Here is a 25,833-nt window from a genome sequence, read left to right on the forward strand (position 1 = left end):
CCGGTGAGGACCAGGGCTTAATCTGGAAACCAGCAAGGTCGGAGCGACGATTGGGGGCCGCGCATGGCCGGAGCAGGGTGGACGAGCAGCTCATCGCTGTACGCCGGCGCGCAGGCACCGGGAGCGGCTTGGGAGCAGGAAGCAGCCAGCGCGGGACAGCGCGGTACGCACCGGGTCCTCGAAGCGGGGCTGGTCGAAGCCCCCGAGTGCGTCGCAGCGCTTCTCGGCGCGCAGGCGGTCGTTCGCCGCCGCTCCATGGACCTTGATGGCCGAACGGTTGAGTTGACCGACTCCTACTTCCGCGCGGACATCGCGGCAGGGACGGCGCTCGCCCGGCCTGCCAAGATCAAAGGCGGGCCGGCGCGGGTTCTTCGCGAACTCGGGGTCGAGACACCCCACATCGCCGAAGAGATCGAAGCGCGGCCGGCCGCCGAGGCGGAACGTGAGGCATTGCAGCTCCCGGACAACGTCTGGGTGCTGGTCATGCATCGCATCTGCAGGACGACCGATGGCCAGCCGGTACAGGTGGATGTGATGGTGGCTTCCGCGCTACACCAGCGCCTTCGCTACGAGATGCGAACGGACGGAATGACGTGAGCACCGACCAGAGAAAACCTAGGAAGGGCGACCGGGAGGATCCGCGGGCGATTCATCAGCGCATCGCCGCGGACCTTCGAGATGAAATCTTCGCCGGTGAACTGCCGCAGGACAGTGGCAGCAAGAAGCTGCCCTCGACGGCTCAGCTCGTCGAGCGCTTCGGCGCGTCAAACGCCACGATCCAGAAAGCCGTTGGCCTGCTGAAGGACGAGGATCTCGTGACGGGCCGCCCCGGGGCGAGTGTCACCGTGACGGCCAGGCCGCGCCAGATCATGGTGCCGGAGGCCTACTCGGCGCCGGCCGAACCGGGCGAGACGTACAGGTGGATCACAGAGGCTGAGGGCCAGGGCTACCAGGCCACGAGCGAGCTTCGTGGGGTAGGCGTGGTTGATGCGCCCCGCGAGGTGGCGACGGCCTTCGGCATCCCGGAGGCGTCCCCCGTGGTCTGTCGGAGCCAGGTACTTCGCCTTGATGGCCAGCCAGCCGAGCTGGTGCACTCCTACTACCCGCTGATGATCGCAGAGGGGACTCCGCTGCTGGAGGCCCGGAAGATCAAGGGCGGGACGCCAACGTTGCTCGCCAGCTTGGGCTACGTGCCTGCGCCCAAGGGAACCGTCGACCTGGTGACGGCGTGCATTCCGACGCAGGAGCAGTTTGCGGCTCTCCAGCTCCCGGGGGAGTTGGTTCCAGTTCTCCGGACCTTCCGGGTCGTGCGGACAACGGAGGAGGTTGTGATCGAAGTGACCGTGATGGTGAAGGCTGGGCACCTATACGCGCTCAAGTACATCTTCTGACGCGGCCAACCTTGCTGCCTTTTGCGAATAGCTGTAGCGTCGGGCGGGCATGATCGAGACCGCCCGGCTTCGAACCGCTCGATGCAGGCACGGCCCGGAGGCAGGCGACACACAGGGATGCAAGCAGGGGCTTGGCGGCCACCGTGTGCGGTGGGCTTAGGATCAGACGCGGACCGTCACTGACGGCGGGAGGTGGAAGACCCGCTGAACGGTGAAGGTCCAGGAAAAGGCTCGGCCCCGTCGCAACCGCGGCGGGGAATTTGTGGAAGTCCCGCCGGTCTCGGTCACCCGGGGCCGGGGAGCCGGGGAACTGCACCGGCTCGTGCGAACACCTAGTTGGGAGGTGCGCGCTGTGCTTCAGCGTACCCGCTGGAGTGCCCATCGGCGCAACAGCGGCCGGCCGATGTCGCGCCCTGCCAGCACAGGCCCCCTCCCCCAGATCCTTCTGCGCAGCGGCATGGCGCGCCCCGCAGGACTCACCCGTGAATGCATCGCACCCAGCAGGGGCTTGATCCGTTCGGGTGTCGCCGTGCTCCGCATCGTCAGGAGCAGGCTGTCGGCCGAGATCACCTCTGGTGAACGGCTTGGCCTGGAGGTCGAGATGACCTAGGCCGTCAGGGGCGGCGCCTCGTCTTGCTGACTCTCCTTGCCGGGAGGGTTGTGCGGTGAGGGCCGCCCGGGTGCCGACCGGGATTGCCGCCCGGGGAAGCGCCCAGATTCTTCCTCGCGAGTGACCGCCTTGCCGGGCCTGTCGACTCGTATTTCTCGGTTCTCCACAGAACCGCAGCCGACCCCAGCGGGGGCCTTCTGCGTGCCCTCGCCAAGTTCTCGAGGACGAGGTCATGATGCAGCATCGTGCTGCCGTTTTCCACTTCGCTGTACCCGCGCGCCGTCGAAACCGCCGATTTTCAGACGATCGCCATCTCTGTGACGGGTCGTCAATCGAGGCTGCGCGCTGCGCATTTGTCTCTGGAGGCAGCCGGTGACCGCGATCCCGGCAGTCCTGACCAGCAGGTCCGGGGTACTGCCCCGCCAACGCCGGAAGCCGTCCACCCCAGCCCCCACCGAGCCGGACCGCGCGCCAACAAACTCCGAGCGCGCGTTCTGGTGCCGCTTCCCGGCTGCCTGGCTGGCCCGGCACACCGGCGACACGATCCGCACCGTCACCACCGTCGCCGACTACTCCCGGCGCAGCGGGTCGTGCTGGGCGTCGAACTCGACCATCGCCGACGCCCTGGGGCTGCACGAGAAGACCGTGGCCGCGGCGCTGCGGGAGGTGGAGGGCGTACTGGTGCTGGCCGATCAGCCCTCGCCCACCGGGACGCTCGGCCGGCGAGTTCGGCCGGTCGGTGACGAGCTCGCGGTGACCGTCTCCTCGCTCGCCCGCAACTCCCTGTCGGGCCACCGGTTCAAGGTCTACTGCGCGATCTCGCTGCGATCCGATCTGGGGCTGAGCGCCTCGGCTGCCGTGCTGGCGCGGGCCTGCGGGATGAGCGCGGAGGCGTGCCGGACGATCGCCCAGGGCCTGGTGGCCGACGGCTGGGTGTCCCGGGACGCCCCGGTCGGTCGGGCCCCGAAGTACGAGGTGCACCCGGCCCCGGTGTCCGGTGCGGCGGCGCAGCTTGCCCTGTTCGTGCAGCCCCGGCAGTCGGCGCGGCCCGAAGGGGTGCCCGGTCTGGTGGACGACGTCGCCGACCCGGTCACCGGGGTCTGTGCGGGCCAGCTGGCGCTGTTCGGGGAGGGCTCCGAGGAGCTGCCGACCCCCCTCGTTCCGGCTCCCGCGACCCCCCTGGTCTCGCTTCCGCAGGCCCCCCTCGTTCCGGCTCCACAAACAGGCCACCTACAACAAGCTTCTCCCAACAGGCCGAACTCCGTCGATGGTTGCTTTTCCCGCGTAGCGGACACGTCGGTAACGCGCGACGCACGTGCGCGCGAGGACGTGCTCACCGGGGGCGGCCCGGTGGATGCCTTCGGCCGCCCGCTTCGCGGGGACAAGCCAGGATCTCGGGTCGGCACGGGAATGGCGGCGAACATCCGGCGCGGGCAGCAGTCGGCGGTCCGGCTGCTGCGCTGGGACATCGGCCTGGACGCCGACCTGCGGGTCGCGCTCCAGCCCGTTGAGGATCTGCTGCGGCGCGTGACCGGCACCTCCACCCGGGAGTTCCTCGCCGGCCACGTCCGCGCCGCCCTGCGCGGCATCGCGCGCTGGACCGGCGCCGCCCACGCACCCACCGCGCTGGCCGAGCGCCTGACCTGGCGGCTCAAGCGCCAGGGCGGCCCCGTCCTGGTCGACGACCCCGTGGGGTGGATGCTGCGCCGCGGCTTGCCCCAAGGCCAGTCCTGCTCGGCCCACGCGTGTGACGACGGCATCCGCCTGGACTCCGGCGCGGACTGCGTGACCTGCGAGCTGCGGGTGGAGGACCGGCGTACGACCCGGGCCGCCGTGGCCGGCCAGGTCCTGGCCGAGATGCCGGACGCCACCGACCGCGAGCGCCAGGCCGAGCACGAGCGGCGCCTGCACGACCTGGCGATGCGCCGGGCCGAGGCCCTGGCCGCCCTCGAGCGAGAGGCCGAGCAGCGCCGACTGCGCTACGAAGCCGAGCGCCCCGCACGTGAAGCTCGCGAGGCCGCAGCCGAGGCGGCCCGCCTCGCCGTGCCGTGCGAGGACTGCCAGGCCCCGCGGTCGGCCGGGCTGTGCCTGCACTGCAGCAGCCGCCGGGGCACCCGCGCCGCCATGGTCGAAACGGTCAACTTCCACCTCGCGATGACCACCGTGACCTGCTGGAACGACGTGCGGGCCGTGGTCGACCGGGTCAACGCCGAGACCACCGAGAAGCTGATTGCCGCCCGCCACCCCAAGGCGAACCGCGACATGATCGCGGCCTCCGACCGGGTCAACGCCGAGACCCACCGCGACCAGGCCCACCACCGGGCGCTGGAGCACTGGGCCCGCTCCGCCGCCGCCTGCGAGGAGGCCGAGCTGGCGAGCGCGGCCGAGCTGCGCCGCGCCCATCGGTACGAGACCCGCTACGACGCCGAAAAGGCCGCGTTCGAGGCCGGGGGATGCGCCCGGCTGGCCGCCGCCCGCGAACTGCTGGAGCAGCAGCTGCGGTTCGTCCGCTCGCTGCGCCAGCCCTGCCCGGCCGCCGCGCCCACCGCGCGGGCCCATCACCGAGACCTCCAGGAGTGCTCATGACCAGCGACGACGCCCCGGCCCAGCTGGCGGCGACAAACGGCCGCCGCCGAACACGGGAGGTGATCGTGCGGATTGGACGCTCGGCGAGTACGAGACGGCACTCCTCACCGTGGGAGAGCCCGCCACCCGGAGCCCGCTCCCGCTCTTCGTATCTCGACGGCACCACCACCGACAGGAAGCCCTGACCATGAGCACTCGACGACCGCCCTTGATCACTGACCACTGGCACCACGTTGGTCCAGTCCGACTCGACGGAGGCGACGGCTACTGGATCTGCGCCCGGCAGGAGTGCGGTCGGCACCGATCCGACCACGTCCAGGCCGAGGGCCAGTGGCTCCAGAGCCCGCACCGGTTCCGGCCGCAGTCGATCGCGCCGGCCCGCTGCCGTATGTGCGGCTACCACCGCCTGCACACCCGGCACCGACCGTGGCGGTGGAGCGAGTGGGCGCCGGTGCCCGCCGACGCCGGATAGAAGCCCGGTCGGCCCGATGCCCGAGCCTGCTGCCGATCGGCAGGAATCAGAGCACGCCGGCCACAGCGCCTTGTTCCGTGCCCACGCCCGGGGCGGCGCCCGCTCGGTGGTTCGGACCCATTAGCCAGGGTTCCCGCCCAAGCGCAGCAGGACCCTCGTGCCGGTCTGGCTGGCGTTGGTGCTCCCAGGCGGTGACGGGAGGGAACCGGCCGACACACCCTGCGATCCGGCCGCAGCCGGTGAAGGCCTCACGCGCCCCGGTAACAACTGCAACACTATGCGTGACATCGCCTGTGCGGCGGGGAAAACCCCAAGGGAGCGAACGCAGTTGAGCTACACCCAGCACGACCTCAAGGCCACCTACGACCCGCAGGACCGGTCCTCCTGGGCCGACTTCGTCCTCTACACGGAGCCGGGCTCAGACGTCGTCACCACCGGCCTCCACTTCGACACCAGGATCGAGCACACCAGCCCGTACGTGCAGGAGTGGGTGCGCCGTCTGCGCCGCTCCACCCCCAACGCCCTGCACGCCCTCCTGGTCGCCAACCAGGAGATGCCGAGGCTGTTCGACACCTGCGCGACGGAGAACCCCGAGAGTTCCTCCGTCGTCGGCGGGGCCGGCTGTACCTGCTTGCGAACCCTCACCGACCCCCAATTCGGCACGCCCGTGGTGGCCGAGCACTACCGCACCGCCAGCGGCAGCACCGACCGGTGGGCCTACGAGACTCTCTCCCCCATCAACCTGCGCGACGGCGAGAGCGTCGTTGTGCTGGTCATCGACCGCGGCACCTTCTGGGCCAGGACCAGCCGTGACGTCCTGTGCCTCCTTCCCCAACGCCGTGCCAACGGCTACAACGTCGGCTACAGCGGCGGCGGTCCCTGGGCACTTGCCGCCTACCTCCAGCAGCTGGTGGACTCCGACGGTAAGGACACCGCGGCGCTTCGTCCGGGCGGAGGAAGCCCCGGCCGGGGCCTCCTGGAGTTCACCACGGGCGAGTCCGACGCACGAAGCCAGGAGCTGACCCTCGATCAGCTGAAGGCCATCGCCAGGTCGTGATCGGTCATCACCACCTCGAGCCTGCGAGGCGGTGACCGAGTACCACGTCGACCAACTGCACCACGGAGAGGAGCAGCGGTGAAGGCTGATCTGTTCGGCTACCGGGTGCTGCCCGGGGTGGCCCTGGATGTTCCGGCCACCGGGAAGGCATCCAGGATTCGCGCGGAGGAAGCGTCTGATCGCAGGCAGGTGTACGCCGCCGTCGGCCTGGCGCCGCGGTGGCCGGACTCCTCCTACTGATCGGGCAGTGGGCCAGCCAGGCCGTCCAAGCCGCGCCGATCTGCCTCGGCACGCTGGCAGCCTTCATCGGCTGGATCTGGTACCGGCGCTCCCGCGTCAAGGCCGAGCGCACCCTCCTGACCCATCACCCTTGGCAGATCTGGCCGTGCCACCTGCAGGCCCTGACCGCGAACGAAGCCCGCTCGCTGTGGCACGCCGCCCCTCCCGGGACCACCGCCTGCAGGGTCCACCTGCTGGCGGTGGTCCCGGCGGCGCTCCCGTCGGTTCAGGCCGGGCCAACCTGCCCACCGGCCTATGGGATGCGATGACAGACGGGATCGGCCCCCTCTGGGTGTGCGGAGACCTGCGCGATACCTTCCTGGTTGCTGCTCCCGGCGGCACGGAGTGGACGCTCTGCCAGCCCGACGGGGCGTACACGGCGCACATCACCATCAGGTACTGAGTCCGCTGGCCGGGCAGCCGTACGACGAGCGGCCGGGTATCCCATCCTCACGGTGGGCCACCCGGCCGCTCGCGTCGGCAGTGCGGTCAGGCGGTGCTGGGGCCGAAGCCGTCGGCGAAGAGCGCCCTGAACTTCTTCATGTCGTCGGCAATCTTCCGGCACTCGCGGATGATCACGTCCACCTTGACGGCGATCTTGTTGGCCCGCGCCAGCATCTCGGCCGCAGCCGCCCAATACTCGCCCGCCTTCCGGAAGGCGTGGCGCCAACCCGTTCCGGCTTCGCTTCCCGCCTGCTTCCTTGCGGTCATGATCCCTCCCTGGGGTTCCACTGCACAGCACCGGCGCGGTCGCCGTGCCCTACCGCGACGGATCGACGCGGTATCGCTAGAACGATCGGTGCCCGTGCCGGTTACGGCTGGCACTCTGCGGCCAGCCTGGGTCGGTCCGCTGTCGTACCCGGGCCCTACCCTGGACGGAGCGGGGATGGCTCCCGTGGTGGCGGCCCTCGGGGCCGAGGATCTCAAGTCGCAGCAGCATCAACCCGGCTCTGCCGGAGTGGCGCCCCGAACGGGGCGAGAGCGACCTGTGCCGATGGCTCGCACGATGCGGGCCGACCGACGCCTGCCATGGAGACCCTTGTGCACCCCACTGCCCCCGACCGCGACTCCCACGACGACCACTGCCCGATGCGGATCAGGCTCACAGTGATCCGTAGCCGCAGGACCACCACCGAGCCGTGGCAGGAAGTCCAGATCCTTCCCGGCAGTTCGCAGGAAGCCGCCCTGACGGAGTTGCTCCTCAAAGGCCTCTACGACGGCGAGGTGCTCGATCTGCTCGACCCCGGTTCCATGCGCGAGATCGACGTCCACCCCGATCCCTGCCCGCTGTGCCGGCACCGTGCTCAGCCCGGGCCCCGCGTCCAGGCGATGTGGCACACCGACGGGCAGATCGCTGCCGAACGCCACCAGGGCTGGCGGGAGACCGACCCCCGGGACTTGATCGAGCTGCCCAACGCGGACGCCGCCGAAGCCTGGGTGCGCGACATCGCCCGCCACCGCCTCCGGCACCAGGGCCTGCTGCGGAGCGCCGAACTGACGCTCTTCCAGGTCCCCGTCGACCCCGACCGCCCCGCGGCCTACACCACGCTGATCGCCGAACCGGGCTCCGAGCTGTGGCTCTGGAACACTCCGCCCGCCAGCCGGCGCCAGCTGAGGAACCCCGACCAGGTCCTGTCCCTGACCGCCGACGGAGGTGTCCTCTCCCTCCCCGGCATGGAGGCAGCAGCACGGCGCCCGGAGCGGAGACTGCCTGAGTCGACGTCGATGTTCAAGACCGTGGAAGGCGCCGACGGGCGGCGGTTGACCTGGTTCAACGACAGCGAAGGCCGCCTGGTGTCGGTGCTGGACCCTCGCAGCACCGAGCCGGCCAAGCGTGTCCACGACGACCGCCCGGACGAGACGCTGCACGGCGCCCCGGACGGCCTGGTGGTTTTCGGGAGCCACGCCGCCGACCGGCCGCCGCTGTCCGACCTCGCGCGTCTCGCCCCCGACTTTGCCGACCTCGCGCCCGCCCTTCCCCGGCGCAGCGGCAAGCAGCGGTAGACGGCCTCGCTCGCACCGGGGCCGTCGACCGAGCGAGACCCAGGAACCGGGATCGCGCACCATCCCGGCCCAACGGCGCGCGTGCCCGAACGCCGAGACCCGCGTGGACCGGTGACCGCCACCGGCGCGCTGCCGCCCCGACCCCGCAGCATCACCGCTTCCCGACCACTGGTGTCGCATCCCGGGCTCCGGGACGGGTTGTCGGTGGTGCCTGCCAGACTGCCGCTGAACATCCTCCTCGGGCCGGTGAGGCCCGGGGCACCATCGCGCCACCGTGCTGGGACCGTTCGGAGGTCCAGCACCCCTTGTACGGCCCACCTTTCCTCCCGTGCCGCGCACGGGCACCATCCGGGGCCGCTGCTCCGCCATGCCCGGCGGGGCCCCGTTGCCACTGCACCCTCCAGGAAAGGGCGATGATGCCTACTCAGGAAATCCGCAAGAACCCGCTCGACGCCAGGCTTGCCGGGCTCGAAGCCGCCTCGGCGCGCTTCAACCGGGCCAACGTCGACGAGGCCGTCGCCGCCGCACGCACCTGCCGGCAGCGATGGGAGAACGAAGGCGTCCCCAGGACGCTGTTCGAAATCGCCGCCGACGATCGGCGGGACGGTGACGGCATCCGGCTGCGGGACGCCGGCGACGCCGACGCCGAGCTCTACCTCGCCACCCTGCCGGACTACGTCACGATCAGTTTCCCCACCACCGCGGCCAAGGTCCTCGCCGCGTGCGACCCGTACTACGGCCGGCTCGCCAGGCTCCAGCAGCTGAGGGAGGTCCTGGCCCCGGCCGCTGCAGCGCTGACCGCACAGCTCGCCATGGCGGTAGAAGCCGGAGCGCTTGAAGCGGACGAAGGGTCGTTGCAGGAGACCGCCGAGCGGCTGGTGGGGGAAGCCCTGCTCCGGACGTTCGACACTCGACCTGTCTGGTACTCCGGGCTGGAGGTCGACGTGCAGCAGGCGTTCGAGGAGACCTGCGACTACGCGGCCGCCACGCTGCGCGCCCGCTTCGGCGACGAGGTCGGCGAAGCGGATCTGGCGGCCTTCACGCCGCGCCCGGTGCAGGAGATCGCCCAGAACTTCTTCCGCCGCCATGACAAGATTCTGGCGGCGTGCACGGCCGCCGGGGCCGTCCTGGCCGACCCGAACCGCTCGTGCCCTACGACGAGATCGAAGGCGCCCTGGGGTACGGGACGACCTACGAGTGGCGGGGCGACGCCAGCCGGCTGCCGAAACCGGACAGCGGAACCACCGCCCGGCCGAGTTGGCACCCGCTGACCCTCACGATGTGGCGGCTTCAGGACCGGTGCTGACGTAGGGCGGCCTCTACGGTGTTCCGCGGTTCGGTGCGCGGCTGGTGCAGGCCGAGGCGGAGGCCTACTGGATGGTCTGCCAGTTCAAGTGGGAACCGGCGCCCGCCGACTCAGGGCGGAGCCCGCTTGGCCGAGCACCGAACCCGCTGCCAGCGCGCAGAGGTCAGACCACGCCGGTCACGACGCCCCGCTCCACGCGTACACCCGCGTCCAGAGCCTGCCATGCGGTTCGAACCTCGGGGTGAGCGTTGATCTCGATGTCGTAGCCGCCCAGGTGAAGCGGCAGCCCCGCACCGGCCCGGCCGACGGTCCAGCCCCAGGCGGTGTAGATCGGCGGCAGGTCGTGCCGACCGGTGGCCAGGTTGGCGCACACCAAGCGGTACCCATCGGCCCGGTAGCTGTCGAGCGTCGCGTTGATGAGTCCGGTGCCGACGCCCCGGCGACGTGCTGCGGGGTGGACGGCGACCGCGTCGAGCCACACCAGGCGGCGCACCATGGTGGCCGTGTCCACGGGCAGTCCGGGCAGATGGATGGCCTTGCCGATCGCGAGCGCGATGCCGGTGATGCTGTCCTCGGTCTCGGCGACCAGGCCCCTGGCGAAGGAGTTGTTCTCGGTGGGTGGAGCCAGGTAGAGCGCCGCGGTTTCCGGCGTCAGGGTGTCCACGGTGCCAGCGAGGAGTTCGAGTGCGGCCGGGAGATCATCGGCGGCCAGCGGGCGAATCGACAGCGGGCCGTGGGACACGCTGGCTCGGGCGCGATGATCGGCACGGCGTCTGGAGGCTTTGCCCATGGTGGAGATTCCTCGAGTTGAAGGTGCGGAGGTGGTCCCCGAACCAGGACCCGATGCTACGTCCGGCCACCGGCAAGGCCGGCTCCCGCTCGGGCTTCACCCAAGGTCACCAGCCGCAATACGGAGCCGAGGCGACTCGTCCCCGACTCCCAGGTCGATCCGGCGCGGGTGCCCGCAGGCGCAAGGCGGGCCGGCCGGCCGTCGCGTCGTTCCTTCCGTCGGCCTGCGCGCTGGGCGGGAGGGCGGCTCTGTGCCGGGCCGGCCGACGCGACTGGTGCACGGATGCCGCGCCGGAAGACTGCTTTCGGCCGTCCTCGGCAATCGTTGGCAGGTGCCTGACCTGCGTATTCCGAACAGCCTCCGAGGGCGCTGCGGACTACGGCCCGTGGATGCCCCGATCCCTGCGCCCACGTTGCTGGCCAGAATTCGCTGTAGCTACTGGCTTCTAATGCTGTAGATGCGGCAACCTGTGCGCTGTAATAGATACAGCACGTAGCGAACCAAGGGGGCAGCACCATGACCTTCCAGCACCGTCCTCTCGCCAATGGCACCCGCACCCATCACCCCGTGCCGGACCTGCCCTTCGTCGACGACTCCCACCTCCCCCTCGACGAGGGACCCGAGGCGATCGAAGCCGTTGGCCGGCACGAGGGCAGCGGCACGTGGGGCCGCTACGACACGCTTCCCGACGGCGGGTGGCACGCATTCACCACCGACCCGCTCCGGCCCGACCTCGGCTGGTCGATCCGATTCCACCCCGAGCACGGCCAGACCGTCCTGCTGATGTCCGACAGCGACATCGCCTCGATGCACAGCGAGTGGGACGGCCCCCAGCTGCTCTTCCGAGCCGGCGGCTACTGGTGGGACGGCACCACCTGGTACCGGCCTGGCCAGATCTGGCACCCCGTCCACCACCGCCACGAATTCCGCAAGGCCAGCGCGCCGACCACCATCACCGCCGCCGACCTCCTCGACACCAGCACCGGCCCCGGCAGCGCCACCATCGTCAAGGTCACCGACTTCGCGCCCGCCGCCGAACCGCCCAGCAGTTGGCTCGACCAGCTCGCCCTGTGGGCCCAGATCCACCACACCCACCCCGGCGCCCGGCCGCTGGACCGGTGCGTCGTCAACCTCGCCAGCCCCGAACTCGCCGCCGACCATCTGATCGGCGCCCCCGACCTGGCCGCCATGGCCGGTATCTCCGCCTCCACCCTGCGCTCCTACATCGCCCGCGACGAGAACGACGTGCCCATGCCGCAGGCGACCATCTCCGGCCGCAACCTCTGGTCCCGCCCCGTCGGAGCCGACTGGGTCGAGGCCCGCAACCGCTCCGCCGAAGGCGTCGAAGCCATCCTGGCAACCGACGACGAGCACCCCCTCTCCCCCCTGCAAGCCGAGGTCCGCGACCGGTACACCGCTCGCTTCCTCAGCGCCCTGCGACGGCCCTCCACGCTCAAGCGCTGGTCCCTGCGCCACCGCGGGGAGGAAGCCATCAAGGGGGTGGCCACCGAACTCGCCTGGAACGTCGCGGTGACCCTCAACGACATCGTCCCCACCGACCTGTTCAGCGCCACCCTGCGCCACGCCATCCTCGACGAGTTCACAACCAGCGTGCAGCGCCATCAGCGGGGCAATCACACCAGGGCAATCACCCCGCTCGAGCTCGCCATCAGCCGGCCCGTCGCCAAGACGCTCGACTGGTTCATCCGGTTCGACCCCAGCACGGCCCAGTCGACCCTCGGCAATGTCCAGCACGAGGCTGCCGAGCGGCTCGGGATCTCGGCCGGCCTGAGCGCGGAAGCCCTCCGCAGGTCGCTGGTCCTGGACAGCAAGATCGACGAGGCCACCCGCAACCAGTTCCTCGACCGGGCCCTGGCCCGCGATGAACCCGCCTGATACCTCAGTAGTACGAACACCCACCATGACGTCGGTGGCCAAGCCCACCAGCCCCGCTCACGGCTGAAGCACCACAAGTTCCAGCCACAGCTCGACGTCCTACCACCCTGAGATGTCTTCGCCGGGCCAGCCGCTCACACTCCTCCGTCGGACGGCCGAGCCCGGCTCCTCGCTGTCGTGCGAGCCCCGTTCCTGGAACCGACCCTCGCGCCGGATTCCCCGGGCCACTTCAACCCGTCGGCGCCCGACGTCGGCTCGGGCGAGGCGGGGAAACGGATCCACGGCTGCCCAGCAGTGCAGCAGCCCTGAGCCCGTCGAACCGTAGCCGGCCATCGCGCTGTCCGACCCGGCGAGAACCGCCTCCCCGCGGCCGCCGCCAGCGCGCGGCGGTCAGATCACCCACACGGCAACAGCGACAGCGGGAAGCCGAGGGGGTGAGCACCCAGACTGCGCGCCACACTCCGGGGCGTGCGGCTCCGATGACCACCCCAGCGGATCGAGGGCGAGACGGTGACCGACGCCAGAACGGTCGGCGACCCGGACGGCGCGGGCACCGGCCCTGAACCGCGCAGCGCCTGCCAGAATCCGCACGGTGCCGCCGCGACCCAGAAGCCGGCTTCGTGTCCGGCATGGCACCGGCCGGGGAGCCGACATCGAGCCGTACGAGCGACCCGACCGGCCGAGTCGCCTCACCACCCCTGGCGCGCCGGCCGGGCTCGTGCAGTACATCGCGATCAGGACAGCCCTGGCCAGTACGGCTTCATGGCGAGCAGCGGCGTCGAAGGTCACCAGATCCGGCAACGTGTCCGAGAAGCGAAGGTACGGAGACAGCCGCCGGCGGTGCTGCGGACCATGGTGGCTGGAGCCAGGTCCGCACCCGAAGCCGGCGTACTGCGGAGGCTGAGGGAGCGGAGGGCCCGAAGGCTGGGTGACCTCCGCATCGCAGCCACCCGCACCCGCACCCGACGGGCACCGTGCAAGAGCTTCGGGCCGCACTGCGGGCCGGCCACGGATACCCCGGCGACGCCGAGAAGCTGGACGCCGAACTCGCCGAGCAACTGCTTCCCAGCGTCCGGGTCGACCAGGTGACCGAAGTTCACGACCCGGGCAACATCGTCGACCTGCCCACCGTCAAGGACATCCTCGCCGCCTACCGAAGCCGCGTGCACCTGGCCGCCGGCCCGGAAGCCGCCGCCGCGGTCGACCAGGTCGTCACCGACCTGCTGGCCCGGCAGGACGCCGAGTGAACCACCCCGACCAGCACCACGGCGAAGCCATCGCCGCCATCACCGACCGCGCCGCGCACCGGGCCAAGGAACTCGGCGCCGACGATGCCCTGGAGAAGCTGCGCCGCGAGCTGGAGCACCAACCGCGCCTCGGCCGGCTGATCCGTGTCGTCGCCGAAGGCGGCCAGCACGTCGAGCTGTACTCCACCCGGATCGAGGCCGCCCCGGAAACCGGCTGCCCGGCCATCAACGTGATGCACGCCCACTCCCCGGCCCCGCCGTGGCCGCCGACCGTGCGGATCGCCGCCGTCGTTCCGGAAGACTCGCCCCAGCCCGAACTCTGACCGGCCCGAGCCGGCCTCGACGCCCGCCGCCTCGGCACGACGGATCAGACGGGCAGGTCGGTGCCGTGGACGAGGTGGCTGACCAGACCCAGCCCCAGCCGGGCGAGCGCGGCCACGCCCGCGTCCCGGCGGTGAGTGTCCAGCTCGCACAGGTGGCCATCGAGCCGGGCCACGAAACGCCCCACCTCGGACCGCGCCGCCAGCCCTCCGCGACGGCGGCGCGGCACGGGCAACATGGACAGACGCAAGTACAGGACCAAGCGGGTCTCCGCGCGGTCGACCGCGAGCATCCGGCACTCCAGCCGGTTCCGGGAGGGGTGGTGGAGTTCGGCCGCCGCGACCAGGAGCCGGACCGCCGCGCCCAGCGACAGGGCTTGCAGGCTGGGACGCCGCATCTGGCGGCCGACCTCCGCCCAGCCGGGCTGAATCAGGCCGAAGTGCGCGGCGGCCTTGATCCCCTGCTCCGCCAGCAGGTCGAACCGGGGGCTGCCGCCCTTCGCCGCGGCGGCCATCAGGTAGCAGGCCAGATCTGCCTGCCGCCGGAGGTCAGGCACTTCCTGGACTGCTCGCCCGGCACGATCCCGTATCGAGGGCTTTACCGCGGTAAAGCCGAAGATTCTGGTATTACTAACGTGTTCTGCTGCAAGAATGGTTCACGGCGTTAGTAAGGTACCGCCATGACATCCGTACCCGGCGACCGCGAGAAGGTCGTATCTAAGCTGCCAGGTGAGCTCTGGCAGCGGCTCAAGGTCAGAGCGGCACAGCACCGCATCGAGATCCAGACCGCCGTCCAGCGGGGGATCACTGCCTGGATGGCCTTGGCCTCCGCCCCAGGCACCGTTGATACCGCTGGCGCCGAGTCGTTCTCGACCTTCCTGCCGAGCGGGCAGTGGGAAGCGTTCCGACAGACCGCAGGTAGCCGAGGCGTCTCCTTGACGCAGGGACTCGCCCAGTCTGTGCAGTTGTGGTTGGAGACGAACCCGGCGCCCGCCGTTGTTCGCGCCAAGCACCCACGCCGTCGCATCGTCTGCAATCAGAAGGGCGGCGTCGGAAAGACGTCCGTCACGGCTGGTATGGGTGCAGCGTTCGCGGAGGACCCGGAGTCCCTGTACCTGGTGCGGATCTCGAAGCACTTCGCGGCGCTTCTTGAAGAGACAGAGGACTCATCCACCCTGGAGCTTGAGGAGGTGCCCGGTCTCGGCCGCCGCACGCTGCTGGTCGACTTCGACCCGCAGCGGCACCTCACGAATCAGTTGGGGCAGCAAGAGATCCCCATGGCTCCCAACGTGGACAGCCTCTCCAAGCACATGACTGGGGAAGCCAAGGGGGACATTCGCGACCTGGTGGTGAAGATCCAAGACGACCGGTACGGCGGCCGACTCGACCTGCTGCCCGGCTGCCAGGACGGCTTCCTCCTGGATGTGGCTCTCTCGAAGGTTCGCTTTCGCGAGGGCTCTCTGGAGCGCGCGCTGGCTCCGCTCGAGCCGTTCTACGATGAGATCATCGTGGACTGCCCGCCCAGCCTCGGGCTCAGCATGGACGCGGCGATCTTCTACGGGCGCCGCCGGGAAGACGAAGACCCCGGAAGCTCCGGCGCGCTGATCGTGGTGCAGGCGGAGGACAGCAGCGCCGACGCCTACGACCTGCTCGTCAGCCAGATCGAGGACCTCCGAAGCGACATGACGGTAGAGATCGACTACCTCGGCATCGTGGTCAACCTCTACGACGCGCGCCGTGGCTTCATCGCCAAGTCTTCCCTGCAGTCGTGGATAGAGATTCAGGACCCCCGCGTTGTCGCCGTGATCGGCAACCTCACCGACCAGCTCAAGGCCGTCCGCATGAGGCAGTCCCTGCTCTCCTTTGCCCCGCGCGGCGAGCAGGCTGCCACGATGCGCGCCCTGGCCCGGGAGGTTTCATGAGTAGCATGCGAGACAAGCTCGGCACCGGCTCCGCGTTCGCCCGTACGCAGGGCGGTGTCAGTGCACGGCGCCAAGCCGTTGCCGCCAGCACCGGCGCCGCCACCGCCGGCGCACCGGACAGCCGCCTGTGCGCCCTGCCGCTCGCGCAGCTCGTGCCGACGAGGTTCAACCCCCGCCGCAACTTCGGCACGAGCGAAGAGCTGCGGGAGTTCGGGCTTCGGCTCAAGAGAAAGCAGCTGCAGCCCGCCGTCGCGGTTACCCGAGAGGCATACCTCGCGCTCTGGCCGAGCGAGGCGGAGGTCATCGGCACCGCCATCTACGTCATCGCCAACGGCGAGCGCCGCTGGCGGGGCTCCCGAGAGGCGGAGAACCCCACGCTCGACGTGCTCGTCGACGACGAGATCGCCAAGTCCCGCGCCGACTTCCTGGACGCGGTCCTCGCGGAGAACAACGATCGCGAGGACCTTGACCCGATCGAGCGGGCCATCGGCATCAGGACGATGGTGGAAGAACTCGGAGGCAAGGCCAAGGTCGCCGAGCACTACGAGAAGTCGGCTGGCTGGGTCACCCAGCAGATGTATCTGCTGGATCTGGTACCGGACCTGCAGGAGCTGGTGAGCTCCGGGGAACTGCCCTTGAGGGAAACGCGGACGCTGGTGAAGCTTCCTGCGTCTGAACAGATGGACGCTTGGCGCGTCAGGACCGCCGAGCGGGAGGAAGAAAAGGCCCAGCCTCGGCCGCCGCGGAAGCCAAGAACACAGCCGACGGCGGCGAAGCCACCCAACACCCCTGTGGAGCAGAGCTTTACCGCGGTAAAGGCGGCCACAAGCGAAGGCGCCGCTGCATCTGCTGCGGCTGTCGAACCTGCCCGGAATGCGGCACAGGCTGACGGCACCCCGGCCGGGACGCCCATGACTGAGGGCTTTACCGCGGTAAAGCCCGCCAGCGCGCCACTGCCCTCTCCCACGCAAGGCGATACCTATCCTGCGCAGCCGAAACCGACGACGGGTAGCCCAGCAGCCGACCCCCTCGCCGACTTCGCCGTGTACGTCAACCAAGCGGTTGCCTTCACAGACTCGCTCTGGGGCATGACTCAGGCCTACACGAGAGCCGCAAAGGCAGATCCGCAGGGTGCAGCCGAACTTGCAGACCGCTTCCGGGCCCACCTTGCGTATGCGGCTGAGCAGCTTCCGATCCACCGAGTCGTCCAAGAAGCCACCGCGTAGAGCAAGGGCACGCGCCACGGAAGGTGGTGTGCTCGACTCCTGGGAGTTGAGCACACCACCTTCCGCCGTTTCAGTCCCATCAAGGCGGGGAGGTCAGCCTCACGGTCATGCCCCGCGGACCAGGGTGTCCTTGGCCAGGCTCGAAAGGATGTCCAGGAGTGGATCCCCCAGGTAGGCCCACCGCCACATCGCGGTGTCTCCCGCCAGCTGGAAGTTGTGCTCCGCAGCGAAAGCCTTCGCGTTCCTGGAGAAACCGGAGTTGGTCACCACCAGGGCCACGTCTGCGCTGTGCACGTCCCAGGCAGTGCCCTTGAAGCGCTGCAGGTCGGGAGTGCCGACTCTGGCGTTCACGGAGGTGTGCTTGCACTGCACGACGAACCGTTGGCCAGCAGGGCACATGGCGATGACGTCAGCGCCCTGGTCGTTAGGGCCTCCGCCGCGCTGCTTGACGGAGAAGCCGTCCCTGACCAGCAGGTCGGCGACGAGGTGTTCGAACTCCCGGTAGTGCATCTCGCTGATCCGGTTCAGCGAGCGATACTCCCCTGACCGCTCCCAGTTGTGTCGACGGTTTCGCCGCAGTCCGAAGTGGTGGAGTGCCTCGGCATGCTGCTCCACGGCGGCGTCGACACGTTCCCGCGCCGATGCGACCTCGCGCGAGAGGACCGCGAGGGTGCCGAACAGCGCCACGGACTTCCCAGGGGTGCCCGGTGCCGGATCGCGGCCATCCAGGTGGGCGTCATCAGCTAGGGCTTCCCAGAGGTCGTTCACCTGCTCGGCCAGCGCCCAGGCAACCTTGCGTTCTGCTCGTATGGATTGCGCCAGGGCTCGGGTCGCCGGCCAGTCGTTCACGTAGCTGTGGGCCTCGTTGTTCACGGGGGGAGGGCCATCGCCTTCGTTCTCCCGGCGTTCCAGCTGATCCGCTTCCTGCTCCACGCGGTCCCGGTGGACGTGGGCAGCGGCGTGGACGCCGCGCAGGAACTGCTCCTCGGGGCTGAGGCCCCCGGATACGATGCGCTGCCGCCGGAGGTTCTCTTCCCCTGCAGCAACTTGGACGGCCTCGCGGAGAGCGGCCAGCACGCGGGCGAGAGCCTCCTGGCTGCGCGTCAGCTGGACCCGCTGGCGGAAGCTGGCTTGGACGGGGGATCGGTCGCGGTCTTCCCTTCCCTGGTAACTGTCTACGGGGTCCTTGCCGAAGGAGCAGCGCATCCTGCTCCAGGCCAGGCCGGCCTCGCTGCTGCCGCTGGCCGCGGCAGAGGCGAGATCCCCGAGCTCCAGGGCAGCCCGTTCAAGGGCAGCCTGCACCTGGTCGCGGTGTGCCGTGGGAATCCGATCGCCTGGCCGGTCCCTCCAGAGCACTTCGACCCGCTGGCGGACTTCCGTCTTCTCGCGCGTGACCACCGCGTGGTGGTCCTTCCACTTCTCGGCGGTCGAACGGCACAGCCGGGCCTCCTCGGTCCAGAGCCAAGCCGCCAGCAGGTCATCGGAGTCCGCCGCAGAGATCTGTGCGCCCATCCACCTTCGCAGGTCGCGGTCGTCGTAGCGGGTCGGGGTCACAGCAGCCTGGCGGTCGATGATCATCGGGGGAGGCTACCCGGAGGCCCTGACAGGCCTGCCTTCGGGGCGGGAGAGAACGGCGCAGCACCTGGTGCTGTCGCAGCTGCGCCGGGCCCGCCCCGGGATAGGGCACAGTCGCATACGGCGCTGCGACAGCACCGACTGCCCGCCGCACTCGCAGCGCAGGCATGGACCCGTTGCGACGGTGATCGAGGTGCAACTGTGACGACCCACAGACAGCTCTTCCGCGAACCACTGAACCACGGGCCGATCCGCTGGTGCGCCGCTCGCCAGCCCCGGGGAATACGCTGGCGGCGGCAACGGCCGTTCCCTACCGTGAGGCCATGCAACCTCGGAATCTCAGGGCCATCTTCCAGAAGCCCACGGCCCAGCGGACGGACATCATCGCGGAAGGCCTGGGCCTGCTCACCGAGCATGTCGGAGCTCTCCACCAGAGCCTGCTGCAACTCGGCGACGATGGCCGCCGAGGCGCGACCGTGATCGAGGCGTTCGCCCGTGAGGAAGCCGCCAAGGTTCTGATCCTCCTGGACCTCACGAGATCGGGCTGGAGCGACAAGGAGGCTGCTGCCCAGCAGATCAAGTACCTCTATGAGCACCTCGCTCGGGGTATCTACGTTCGGCACTACGACTACCGGCCGGCGGACTTCGCCGAGGTCTGCGAGTACGTCGAAGACCTGCGCCAGAAGTACTACCTGGACGGGCCCAACGACTTCGATTTCATTTTCCGCAACGCGATCGAGGCGAACCGCGAAGACTCCCTGTACGTCGACTATGTGACCGGCGAAGGGGGGACAGGGTGGTGGACGACGCCGGCATCCCATGACCAGTACGGGGTGGTGCTGGTGAGCGGGGCCATCACTGTCGCCCTGGCCCTGCAACAGGTCGGGGCGACGACGCGCGCCGGCCTGGACGTCGTCGCCGATGTTTGGAAGGCGGTGGACCTCAAGAAGTCCACCCACTGGGGCGAGATCCTGGAAATCAACGGGGCCGCCGTTGAGGCGCTGTACAACGCGGGGCTGTTCGCGGAGAGCGCCACAGATGAGCACGTCCATCAGGTCCTGCACCATTGGAGTTTCCCGCTCTTCGGGCTCGATCTGCTGCGCAGCTCGGTGAGCTTGGGCGATCTGAAGGCCCGTCGTGAGGAGCTTGAGGGGACGGCTCTGGCGCAGGAAGCCGGATACCCGTAGAGCGCCGGCCGCAGTCCAAGGCGGATCGCATTACCGCGGAGCGTGCGGCAGCCGACTACGAGCAGTCGCAGGTTCCGCTGCGACCGGCTCGATCGGTGCGCCGCACCCGTCTACTGAGCCAGCGGTGCGACTGCGACAGTGCGACCTCTCAAGTCCTTCGACTGAGGAGCACCGTCGCAGCTCGGGGCGGCCCGTCGCACGGCGGTAACCCACCCGCGCCCCCGCTGCAGGACCGCCCGCCACGGAGCCTGCTTCCCCGCCATGGGCAGGGGAAAGCCTCGGGAACCTCGCCCCCGGCAGCGCTGCTACCTCCGGGGCCCCACCCGTCGCACGCTGCGCGCTGCGCGGTAGGCGGTCACGGGGTCGTGCGAGGGGCCCAGGACGGGGTGCCAGCTTTGGTCAGCCCCGGCCGCGAAGGGGTACCACCGGCCGTCGGGGCCGAGTCGCACCTGTACTCCGACGCCACTGTTGGTGATCTTGTTTTGTCGCAGGTCCAGGGAACCGCGGACGGTCGGCTGCGCCGCGATGATCGCAGCGGCCCCACGCTGTAGCACCTCGCCGTCGACCGGCAGCGGGCCTGCTGCGACTGCGACACCGGCCGGGCCGCCGTACCGGTAGGCCAGGACCAGCGATCGCACGTCGGCCGGCTTGCGGCCCAGCCGGGCTGCGACCGTCTCCAACATCGGTGCCCCGGCCGGGGTGGCCAGGTGGCGGATCGCGTCGGTCAGCGGGTCCAGCTCCTCGACCACGATTCCCCGCAGGAGTTCCCGGGCGCGCTCGGCGGCGTCGGCGACGATGCCCGCCAGCCCCGGGCTCACTCCGGCCGGGGGATCGGGCAGGTCGAAGCCGGGCGGGGTGAAGACGGCCGCGGTGTCGCCCCCATGCTTGCCGGCCGCGATCCACAGGGCGAAGGCGTCGTCGGCGCGCACTGCGCCGGGGTTGACGGCGGTGACGGTCGGTGCTGCCGCAGGATGGTCTGCCGCCGGGGTGTCACCGGGGCGACGGTTCCGGGTCAGGGCGGTGCGGACCTTGGCCGACAGACGCCCGACCGAACAGCCGCGGACGACCAGCAGCGCGGAGGGCTGACTGCGCAGACGCGCCGCCAGGGCGTGCGCGAGAACCGCGGTGTGCTCGCACAGCTCTCCTGCGGCCTGCCCGGCGGGCGGCCGGTGGAGGCTGCACTCGAAGTGGACTTCGCTCGGGACGATCGGGTGCCCGGCGGTACGCGCGGCGACCAGGAACGCGGGGTGGACACGGCCGGACATGACGGCCGCCAGGACGTCGGGCTGCTCGGTCAGGGCGGCGGCGGCCTCGTCCCACTGTGCCTCGCTGAGGGCCCCGAGGTGGAGCGTGGCGCGGGCCCGCGCGCGGCCGGGCATCGCCACGGTGCTGCGCACGTAGGACGTGGTCGCGGTGTTCAACTGCCCGGTGTAGGCGCTGTGGGGCAGAGCCCGGGTGGCGCTCAGGATGTCCTGGCGGGTGCCGACGGAGGCGGTGAAGGCCTGCGCCAGGGCGTCGGCGAAGGCCTCGCCGGCGGTGGCGGGAGTGGGGCTGGCGGTGGTCATCGGCCCAGTCCTCCGAGGGTCACGAGGGCGGTCAGATCGTGCTCGTCCATGTCGGTGAAGGCGTTCGCGCCGGACGGCAGCACGGCCTGGGCGAGCGTCGCCTTGTGCGTGACGACTTCTGCGATGCGCTCCTCGACGGTGCCCGCCGCCCGCAGGAGGCGGACGTGGACGACTCGGGTCTGTCCGATTCGGAACGCCCGGTCCGTCGCCTGGTCCTCGGCGGTCTGTGTCCACGGCGAGTCGAAGTGGATGACCTCGGTCGCCGCCGTTAGCGTCAGCCCCTCACCGCCGGCGCGCACCGACAGCACCAGCACCGGCATCCGCCCGGCCTGGAAGTCCTCGACCATCCGCTTGCGGACCTTGGCCGGAGTGGAGCCCTGGAAGAACTCCGCTCGGTGCCCGGCCGCGGTCAGGCATGACGCGATCAGCTCCCCGACGGGCAGGAAGTTGACGCAGACGATCACCTGCTCGTCCTTGGCGCGGGCGGTGGCCACCAGGTCGAGGAGCTTGTCCAGCTTTGCCGAGCGCGAGCGGGCCCGGGTCAGGTCGGCCGCGATGTCCTGCACCGGCTCGCCCAGATATAGGCCGGGGTCGTTGACGATCTTCCGGAGATCGCTGAGCAGGGACAGCACGAGCCGTCTCCGGGCCGCCCGGGGGCCGGTGCGCATTTCCTCCGCCGCCTCGCGCACCACCGCCTCGTAGAGCGCGGCCTGCTCGGCCGTCAGTGCCACCGGGTGAAGCACGCGCATCTTCTCCGGCAGGGTCGGGGCGATCTCCGGGTCGGTTTTCAGGCGCCGCAGCACGAACGGCTCGGCGATCCGGCGCAGCAGCTCGGCCGCGTCCCCGTCGGCTTCCTTCGCGGTGTGGCGGCCGATCAGCTCCCGGAACGCCGAGCGGCTGCCGAAGAGGCCGGGGTTCAGCCAGTCCTCGATCTCCCGGAACTCCTCGCTGCGGTTCTGCACGGGCGTGCCTGTCAACGCGACGCGGTCCTCGGCCGGCAGGCGGCGGATCGCGGTCGCGGCCTGGGAGGTCCCGCTGTTGATGACGTGGGCCTCGTCTGCGACGACCTGGCCCCAGCCGACACCGGCGAGTTCGTCGACGTCGCGGACCATCGTGCCGTAGGTGGTCACCACCAACGTGCCCGCGGCGAGGCCCGGGGGCAGGCGGCGGCCCGGGCCATGGTGGCGCAGCACCCGCAGGGTCGGGGCGAACCGGGCGGCCTGCTGCTCCCAGACGTCCATCAGCGAGGTGGGGCAGACCACCAGGGCCGGACCCGTGACGTACGCCGCGCGGTGGAGGATGAACGCCAGCGTGACCAGCGTCTTGCCCAGCCCCATGTCGTCGCCGTTGAGGGGTTGCAGGTGAAGGGAGCGCAGATGCGCCATCCACTCGAAGCCGCGCTGCTGGTAGGGGCGCAGCGTCGCGCGCAGCGCCGGGGGCACCGGGACGGGTGGGCTAGCGACCGGGCCCTCCCTCAGCGCGGTGACGACGGTCGCCAGGGTGTCGACCGGGCGGCACGGGACGGCGGTGCCGTCGACGAGCAGCACGCCGGCCAGCGCGGAGGTGAGGGCTTCGCGGGTCGCGATCTGCCCGAGTGAGCGGCTCCGCGCTCGGGAGGCCAGGAGCGGGGGGATGATCAGCCACCGTTCGCGCAGCCGCACCAGGGGACGGGCGGCCTCGGCCAGGGCGTCCATCTCCTCCTCGGTCAGGTCCGCGCCGTCGAGGGTGAGTTGCCAGCTCCAGTCGAGCATGGCCTCCATCGTCAGCCCCCTGCCGTCCGCGGCCGCAGAGCCGGTGCCGAGCACCGTGTAGGAATCGACCGCGCCGACCAGCTCCACCGGCCACTCGACCCGGATACCGGCGTCCTCCAGCAGGTCCGCTCGCGGGCCGAGCAGTTCGCCGATCTCGTCGAGGGTGAAGTCGATGTACTGGGGGTCAGGGGAGTAGGCCAGCTGTTCCAGCACGGGCCATAGGGCGGCGGCCCGGCGCAGGATCCGCCGTGCACCGCGGCTGCGCGCCGCAGGCACCGGTCCATCTGCGTCCCGGACCGACAGGTGGGCCCGGACGACCGGCTCGCCCTCGCGCAGGAAGGGCCCGGCCGGGCCGAGAGGCTGCACGGCCAGCAGCAGGTCCGGACGGGGCGCAGGGTCGAGGTCGCCCTCCAGGTTGTCCGCCCACTGCTGGACGTGGGCGGGCTGCCGCGTCGGCGCGGCGGCGAACGCGCCCTCGCCATGAAGCAACGCGGCACCCGGGCTGCGGACAAGCGCCTCGACGAGGCCGTCGACGACGGCCTCCACGGCCGGCAGCGCCGGGTGGATGCGTAGCGGACCGGCGGCGGCGGTGGCCGCGTGCGCGAGCGGCGGGAGCGCGGCCGCAGTCAGACGCAGCTGCGTCTCCAGCTCCGCGCTCGGCGCGGGCCGCCAGACGTCGCAGCCCCCGGGGTCGATCGCCGGGACGATGGCGTCGGCCGCCATCACCTGCAGGGCCAGGCGTGCGACGGCGGCCCATCCGGATACGGTGGGGTGGAGCGGTTGCGACGGGAGCGAGGCGAGGCAGGGCAGGACCAGGTCCAGCGGTACCGCCCACGCCCGGGTGGTGGTCCGCCACGGCTTGCCCGTCGGCCCCAACAGGACGACGTCGACGGTGGTGTCGAGCAGCGGATCTGGCGGCGAGAGCGGGTGCAGTGGCGCGCCGTCGGGCCGGTGGAGGAGCAGCTTCCCGGGCTCGGAAGGGCTGTACAGCAGCGCGCACCCCGTCTGCAGCGCCCATCGGACGGCGCCGCGCCCATCGGACGGCGCCGCCTCGGGCTGGAGCTCCGTGCGGGGCGCCGGTAGCGCGGGTGCCGGCGTGGACGGTGCGGTGGTCGGTGCCGCCTGGTGGTGTCCGGCCCGCAGCCGTGCCACCAGGTGCGCGGCCGCAGCCGCCTGTGCGGCCTGCCGCGTACCGCCGGTGCCGAAGCCGTCCTGCGGCCGGCCCTTGACCAAGGTCCGAGCCCGGCAGCGCGTGAGATCGCCCGCCTCCTCGAAGTCGTAGACCGCAGCGGGGGCCAGGCCCGCTGCCGCGACGCCGTCCAGGATCGCTTGGGCAGTCGCGCGGGCCTGCGGGCGCAGCGCCGATGGCAGATCCTCGAGACGCTCGCCGTCCTGCGGATCGGGTGCGCCCGCGATCACGGCCAGCAGGGAGCGCAGCGCCTTCTCCTGCGCCTCCTTGCGGGAACCGCCTTGGCGCGGTCGCCCAGTGATGGGGCCGCCGTCGGTGAGCAGCGTCGCGAGGATCTCGAACCGAGGGGCGTGGGCCGGACCGTCCCGGGTCTCGCGGAACTTCACCGGAGGCGTCCCGCGCTGCTGTACCAGCAGGTTGACGATGCTAGCGGCCAGCCCCGCCACCTCGCCGGCGGTTCGCAGGGCCATCTGCTTGGCCTCCGCCCACTGTGGATCGCCCTGGAGTAGGAGTGCCAGCCAGTCCTTGGGGGACAGACGCCCGCCGATTCCGCGCTCCTCCAATTCCCCGAGCAGATCAGTATTCGGCGGCCCGGAGTTGGCCAGCGTCGCCAGCGCGGCGGAGAACTGGATGCTGTCCAGGGCGCTCCACCGGGTCGTGGCCAGCGGACCGCGGGGGATTTCCACGGGGTCCGGCGGCGGTGCCGCGGGCGGGCCGACCGGGGTCGTCCGGGAGGGCAGTTCCATCTCGGCGAGCTGGGCGACCAGTGCCAGCATCCCTTGATGACGGGCGATCTTGCGGGCCCTGCCCTGGCCCCACGGTCCGACGGCCGGCCCGGAAGGAAGGTCGAGGACCGCCCGGACGGTGAAGCCGCCATCGCGAGGAGGTCCCTCCTCGGCGCGCGGCGGCTGGCGCTTCGCCAGCTGGGCATGGGCGGTCAGTACCGCCGAAGCGAACTCGGGCCGGTCCACCAGCCACTGCAGAACCGCCTCGCGCGCCGGCTGCCACGCCTCCAGCCGGGTTCCCAGCAGCAGCACCTCGGCGTCCCGGACCGGCACCTGGCCGGCCTCGGCGCGGCGCACCGCCTCCCTGACCATCGCAGGGTCCTGCCGGCCACTGCCCACGGAGCCGAGCAAGGCGGTGGTGAACGCCTTCTCCGGCATCGCCTCCCATCGGGCCGAATCACGCGGTGTCCTTGGCGGGGTCGCTGCGGACGCGCTCGGACCAGGCAGGGCATCAACCGGCACAGCAACTCCAGGGGGACGCGCGAACACTGCTCTGCATTCTCCCGTGCCCGCCCGCCCCGATCGGCCCGCTTCAGGCTGGCGGCCCGGATCGCCCGCGCACCTCCTCGCCCGGCGAAGGAACACCGGCCGGCAGTCGGCCGACCGCTGCGTCCACGGTGGACCCCTGCATGGGCGCCCGCCGATGCAGTAACTTCTCCTGGAACCGGTCCACCG

Annotated in this window: 21 protein-coding genes; 15 read left to right on the forward strand and 6 right to left on the reverse strand. The window is 70.8% G+C overall.

Annotated features, from left to right (window positions below; genetic code table 11):
• Nucleotides 1-63: 63 nt before the first annotated feature.
• From ACIQF6_RS28530 to ACIQF6_RS28560, 7 genes are all read left to right on the forward strand, one after another.
• Nucleotides 64-597 carry a UTRA domain-containing protein gene (locus ACIQF6_RS28530; RefSeq protein ID WP_400900009.1) on the forward strand — a complete coding sequence of 178 codons (534 nt, stop codon included), beginning with the start codon at nucleotides 64-66 and terminating at the stop codon, nucleotides 595-597.
• Nucleotides 594-1,391: a GntR family transcriptional regulator gene (locus ACIQF6_RS28535; protein ID WP_400900011.1), complete on the forward strand. Its 798-nt coding sequence runs from the start codon at nucleotides 594-596 to the stop codon at nucleotides 1,389-1,391. The genes ACIQF6_RS28530 and ACIQF6_RS28535 overlap by 4 nt, the downstream gene beginning before the upstream one ends.
• 982 nt (nucleotides 1,392-2,373) lie before the next feature.
• Entirely contained in the window at nucleotides 2,374-4,587 is a 2,214-nt protein-coding gene (locus tag ACIQF6_RS28540) for a helix-turn-helix domain-containing protein (protein WP_400900013.1), read from the forward strand.
• Nucleotides 4,588-5,387: 800 nt separating this feature from the next.
• Nucleotides 5,388-6,116 carry a hypothetical protein gene (locus tag ACIQF6_RS28545; RefSeq protein ID WP_400900015.1) on the forward strand — a complete coding sequence of 243 codons (729 nt, stop codon included), beginning with the start codon at nucleotides 5,388-5,390 and terminating at the stop codon, nucleotides 6,114-6,116.
• 78 nt (nucleotides 6,117-6,194) lie between these two features.
• Nucleotides 6,195-6,356 (forward strand): hypothetical protein, encoded by a 162-nt coding sequence (locus ACIQF6_RS28550; RefSeq protein WP_400900016.1) that lies wholly within the window; start codon nucleotides 6,195-6,197, stop codon nucleotides 6,354-6,356.
• Complete coding sequence (locus ACIQF6_RS28555) at nucleotides 6,335-6,664, forward strand: hypothetical protein (RefSeq protein WP_400900018.1); 330 nt, start codon at nucleotides 6,335-6,337, stop codon at nucleotides 6,662-6,664. The genes ACIQF6_RS28550 and ACIQF6_RS28555 overlap by 22 nt, the downstream gene beginning before the upstream one ends.
• A complete protein-coding gene (locus ACIQF6_RS28560; RefSeq protein ID WP_400900020.1) occupies nucleotides 6,661-6,798 on the forward strand; it encodes a hypothetical protein in 138 nt (45 codons plus the stop codon). Before ACIQF6_RS28555 ends, ACIQF6_RS28560 begins: the two co-directional genes overlap by 4 nt.
• Before the next feature lie 86 nt (nucleotides 6,799-6,884).
• Here ACIQF6_RS28560 and ACIQF6_RS28565 read toward each other — a convergent pair whose 3' ends face one another.
• Nucleotides 6,885-7,106, reverse strand: coding sequence for a hypothetical protein (locus tag ACIQF6_RS28565; protein ID WP_400900022.1), 222 nt, complete (start codon nucleotides 7,104-7,106; stop codon nucleotides 6,885-6,887).
• Between the two features lie 318 nt (nucleotides 7,107-7,424).
• On the opposite strand from ACIQF6_RS28565, the gene ACIQF6_RS28570 reads away from it, so the two are divergent.
• Together ACIQF6_RS28570 and ACIQF6_RS28575 are read left to right on the forward strand one after the other, a co-directional pair.
• The gene (locus tag ACIQF6_RS28570) at nucleotides 7,425-8,399 is read left to right on the forward strand and encodes a hypothetical protein (RefSeq protein WP_400900024.1); all 975 of its coding nucleotides are present in this window, start codon (nucleotides 7,425-7,427) and stop codon (nucleotides 8,397-8,399) included.
• A gap of 416 nt (nucleotides 8,400-8,815) precedes the next feature.
• Nucleotides 8,816-9,670: a hypothetical protein gene (locus tag ACIQF6_RS28575; RefSeq protein ID WP_400900026.1), complete on the forward strand. Its 855-nt coding sequence runs from the start codon at nucleotides 8,816-8,818 to the stop codon at nucleotides 9,668-9,670.
• Nucleotides 9,671-9,868: 198 nt separating this feature from the next.
• Here the strand turns inward: ACIQF6_RS28575 and ACIQF6_RS28580 are convergent, their stop codons facing one another.
• On the reverse strand, nucleotides 9,869-10,495 hold the full coding sequence (locus tag ACIQF6_RS28580; RefSeq protein WP_400900028.1) for a GNAT family N-acetyltransferase: 627 nt from the start codon (nucleotides 10,493-10,495) through the stop codon (nucleotides 9,869-9,871).
• Nucleotides 10,496-11,011: 516 nt separating this feature from the next.
• On the opposite strand from ACIQF6_RS28580, the gene ACIQF6_RS28585 reads away from it, so the two are divergent.
• From ACIQF6_RS28585 to ACIQF6_RS28595, 3 genes are all read left to right on the forward strand, one after another.
• Nucleotides 11,012-12,391, forward strand: coding sequence for a hypothetical protein (locus tag ACIQF6_RS28585; RefSeq protein ID WP_400900030.1), 1,380 nt, complete (start codon nucleotides 11,012-11,014; stop codon nucleotides 12,389-12,391).
• Nucleotides 12,392-13,365: 974 nt separating this feature from the next.
• On the forward strand, nucleotides 13,366-13,638 hold the full coding sequence (locus tag ACIQF6_RS28590) for a hypothetical protein (RefSeq protein WP_400900032.1): 273 nt from the start codon (nucleotides 13,366-13,368) through the stop codon (nucleotides 13,636-13,638).
• Nucleotides 13,635-13,961 (forward strand): hypothetical protein, encoded by a 327-nt coding sequence (locus ACIQF6_RS28595; protein ID WP_400900034.1) that lies wholly within the window; start codon nucleotides 13,635-13,637, stop codon nucleotides 13,959-13,961. The genes ACIQF6_RS28590 and ACIQF6_RS28595 overlap by 4 nt, the downstream gene beginning before the upstream one ends.
• Before the next feature lie 44 nt (nucleotides 13,962-14,005).
• On the opposite strand, the gene ACIQF6_RS28600 is transcribed toward ACIQF6_RS28595, so the two are convergent.
• Complete coding sequence (locus ACIQF6_RS28600) at nucleotides 14,006-14,515, reverse strand: hypothetical protein (protein ID WP_400900036.1); 510 nt, start codon at nucleotides 14,513-14,515, stop codon at nucleotides 14,006-14,008.
• A gap of 123 nt (nucleotides 14,516-14,638) precedes the next feature.
• On the opposite strand from ACIQF6_RS28600, the gene ACIQF6_RS28605 reads away from it, so the two are divergent.
• Entirely contained in the window at nucleotides 14,639-15,880 is a 1,242-nt protein-coding gene (locus tag ACIQF6_RS28605; protein ID WP_400900038.1) for a ParA family protein, read from the forward strand.
• A 5-nt stretch (nucleotides 15,881-15,885) separates the two neighbouring features.
• Nucleotides 15,886-17,106 (forward strand): ParB/RepB/Spo0J family partition protein, encoded by a 1,221-nt coding sequence (locus ACIQF6_RS28610; protein ID WP_400900040.1) that lies wholly within the window; start codon nucleotides 15,886-15,888, stop codon nucleotides 17,104-17,106.
• A 105-nt stretch (nucleotides 17,107-17,211) separates the two neighbouring features.
• Here the strand turns inward: ACIQF6_RS28610 and ACIQF6_RS28615 are convergent, their stop codons facing one another.
• Entirely contained in the window at nucleotides 17,212-18,684 is a 1,473-nt protein-coding gene (locus tag ACIQF6_RS28615; protein WP_400900042.1) for a restriction endonuclease, read from the reverse strand.
• A gap of 320 nt (nucleotides 18,685-19,004) precedes the next feature.
• Between ACIQF6_RS28615 and ACIQF6_RS28620 the strand changes: the two genes are divergently transcribed.
• Nucleotides 19,005-19,868 (forward strand): hypothetical protein, encoded by an 864-nt coding sequence (locus ACIQF6_RS28620; RefSeq protein ID WP_400900044.1) that lies wholly within the window; start codon nucleotides 19,005-19,007, stop codon nucleotides 19,866-19,868.
• A 305-nt stretch (nucleotides 19,869-20,173) separates the two neighbouring features.
• Here ACIQF6_RS28620 and ACIQF6_RS28625 read toward each other — a convergent pair whose 3' ends face one another.
• Both ACIQF6_RS28625 and ACIQF6_RS28630 read right to left on the reverse strand, forming a co-directional pair.
• Nucleotides 20,174-21,433, reverse strand: a complete 1,260-nt coding sequence (locus ACIQF6_RS28625) for a hypothetical protein (protein ID WP_400900046.1) — start codon at nucleotides 21,431-21,433, stop codon at nucleotides 20,174-20,176.
• A complete protein-coding gene (locus ACIQF6_RS28630; protein WP_400900048.1) occupies nucleotides 21,430-25,536 on the reverse strand; it encodes an SNF2-related protein in 4,107 nt (1,368 codons plus the stop codon). Before ACIQF6_RS28630 ends, ACIQF6_RS28625 begins: the two co-directional genes overlap by 4 nt.
• Nucleotides 25,537-25,833: the final 297 nt, after the last annotated feature.

Origin of the sequence: Kitasatospora sp. NPDC092948, from assembly GCF_044754805.1 — a bacterium.
Taxonomy (GTDB): domain Bacteria; phylum Actinomycetota; class Actinomycetes; order Streptomycetales; family Streptomycetaceae; genus Kitasatospora.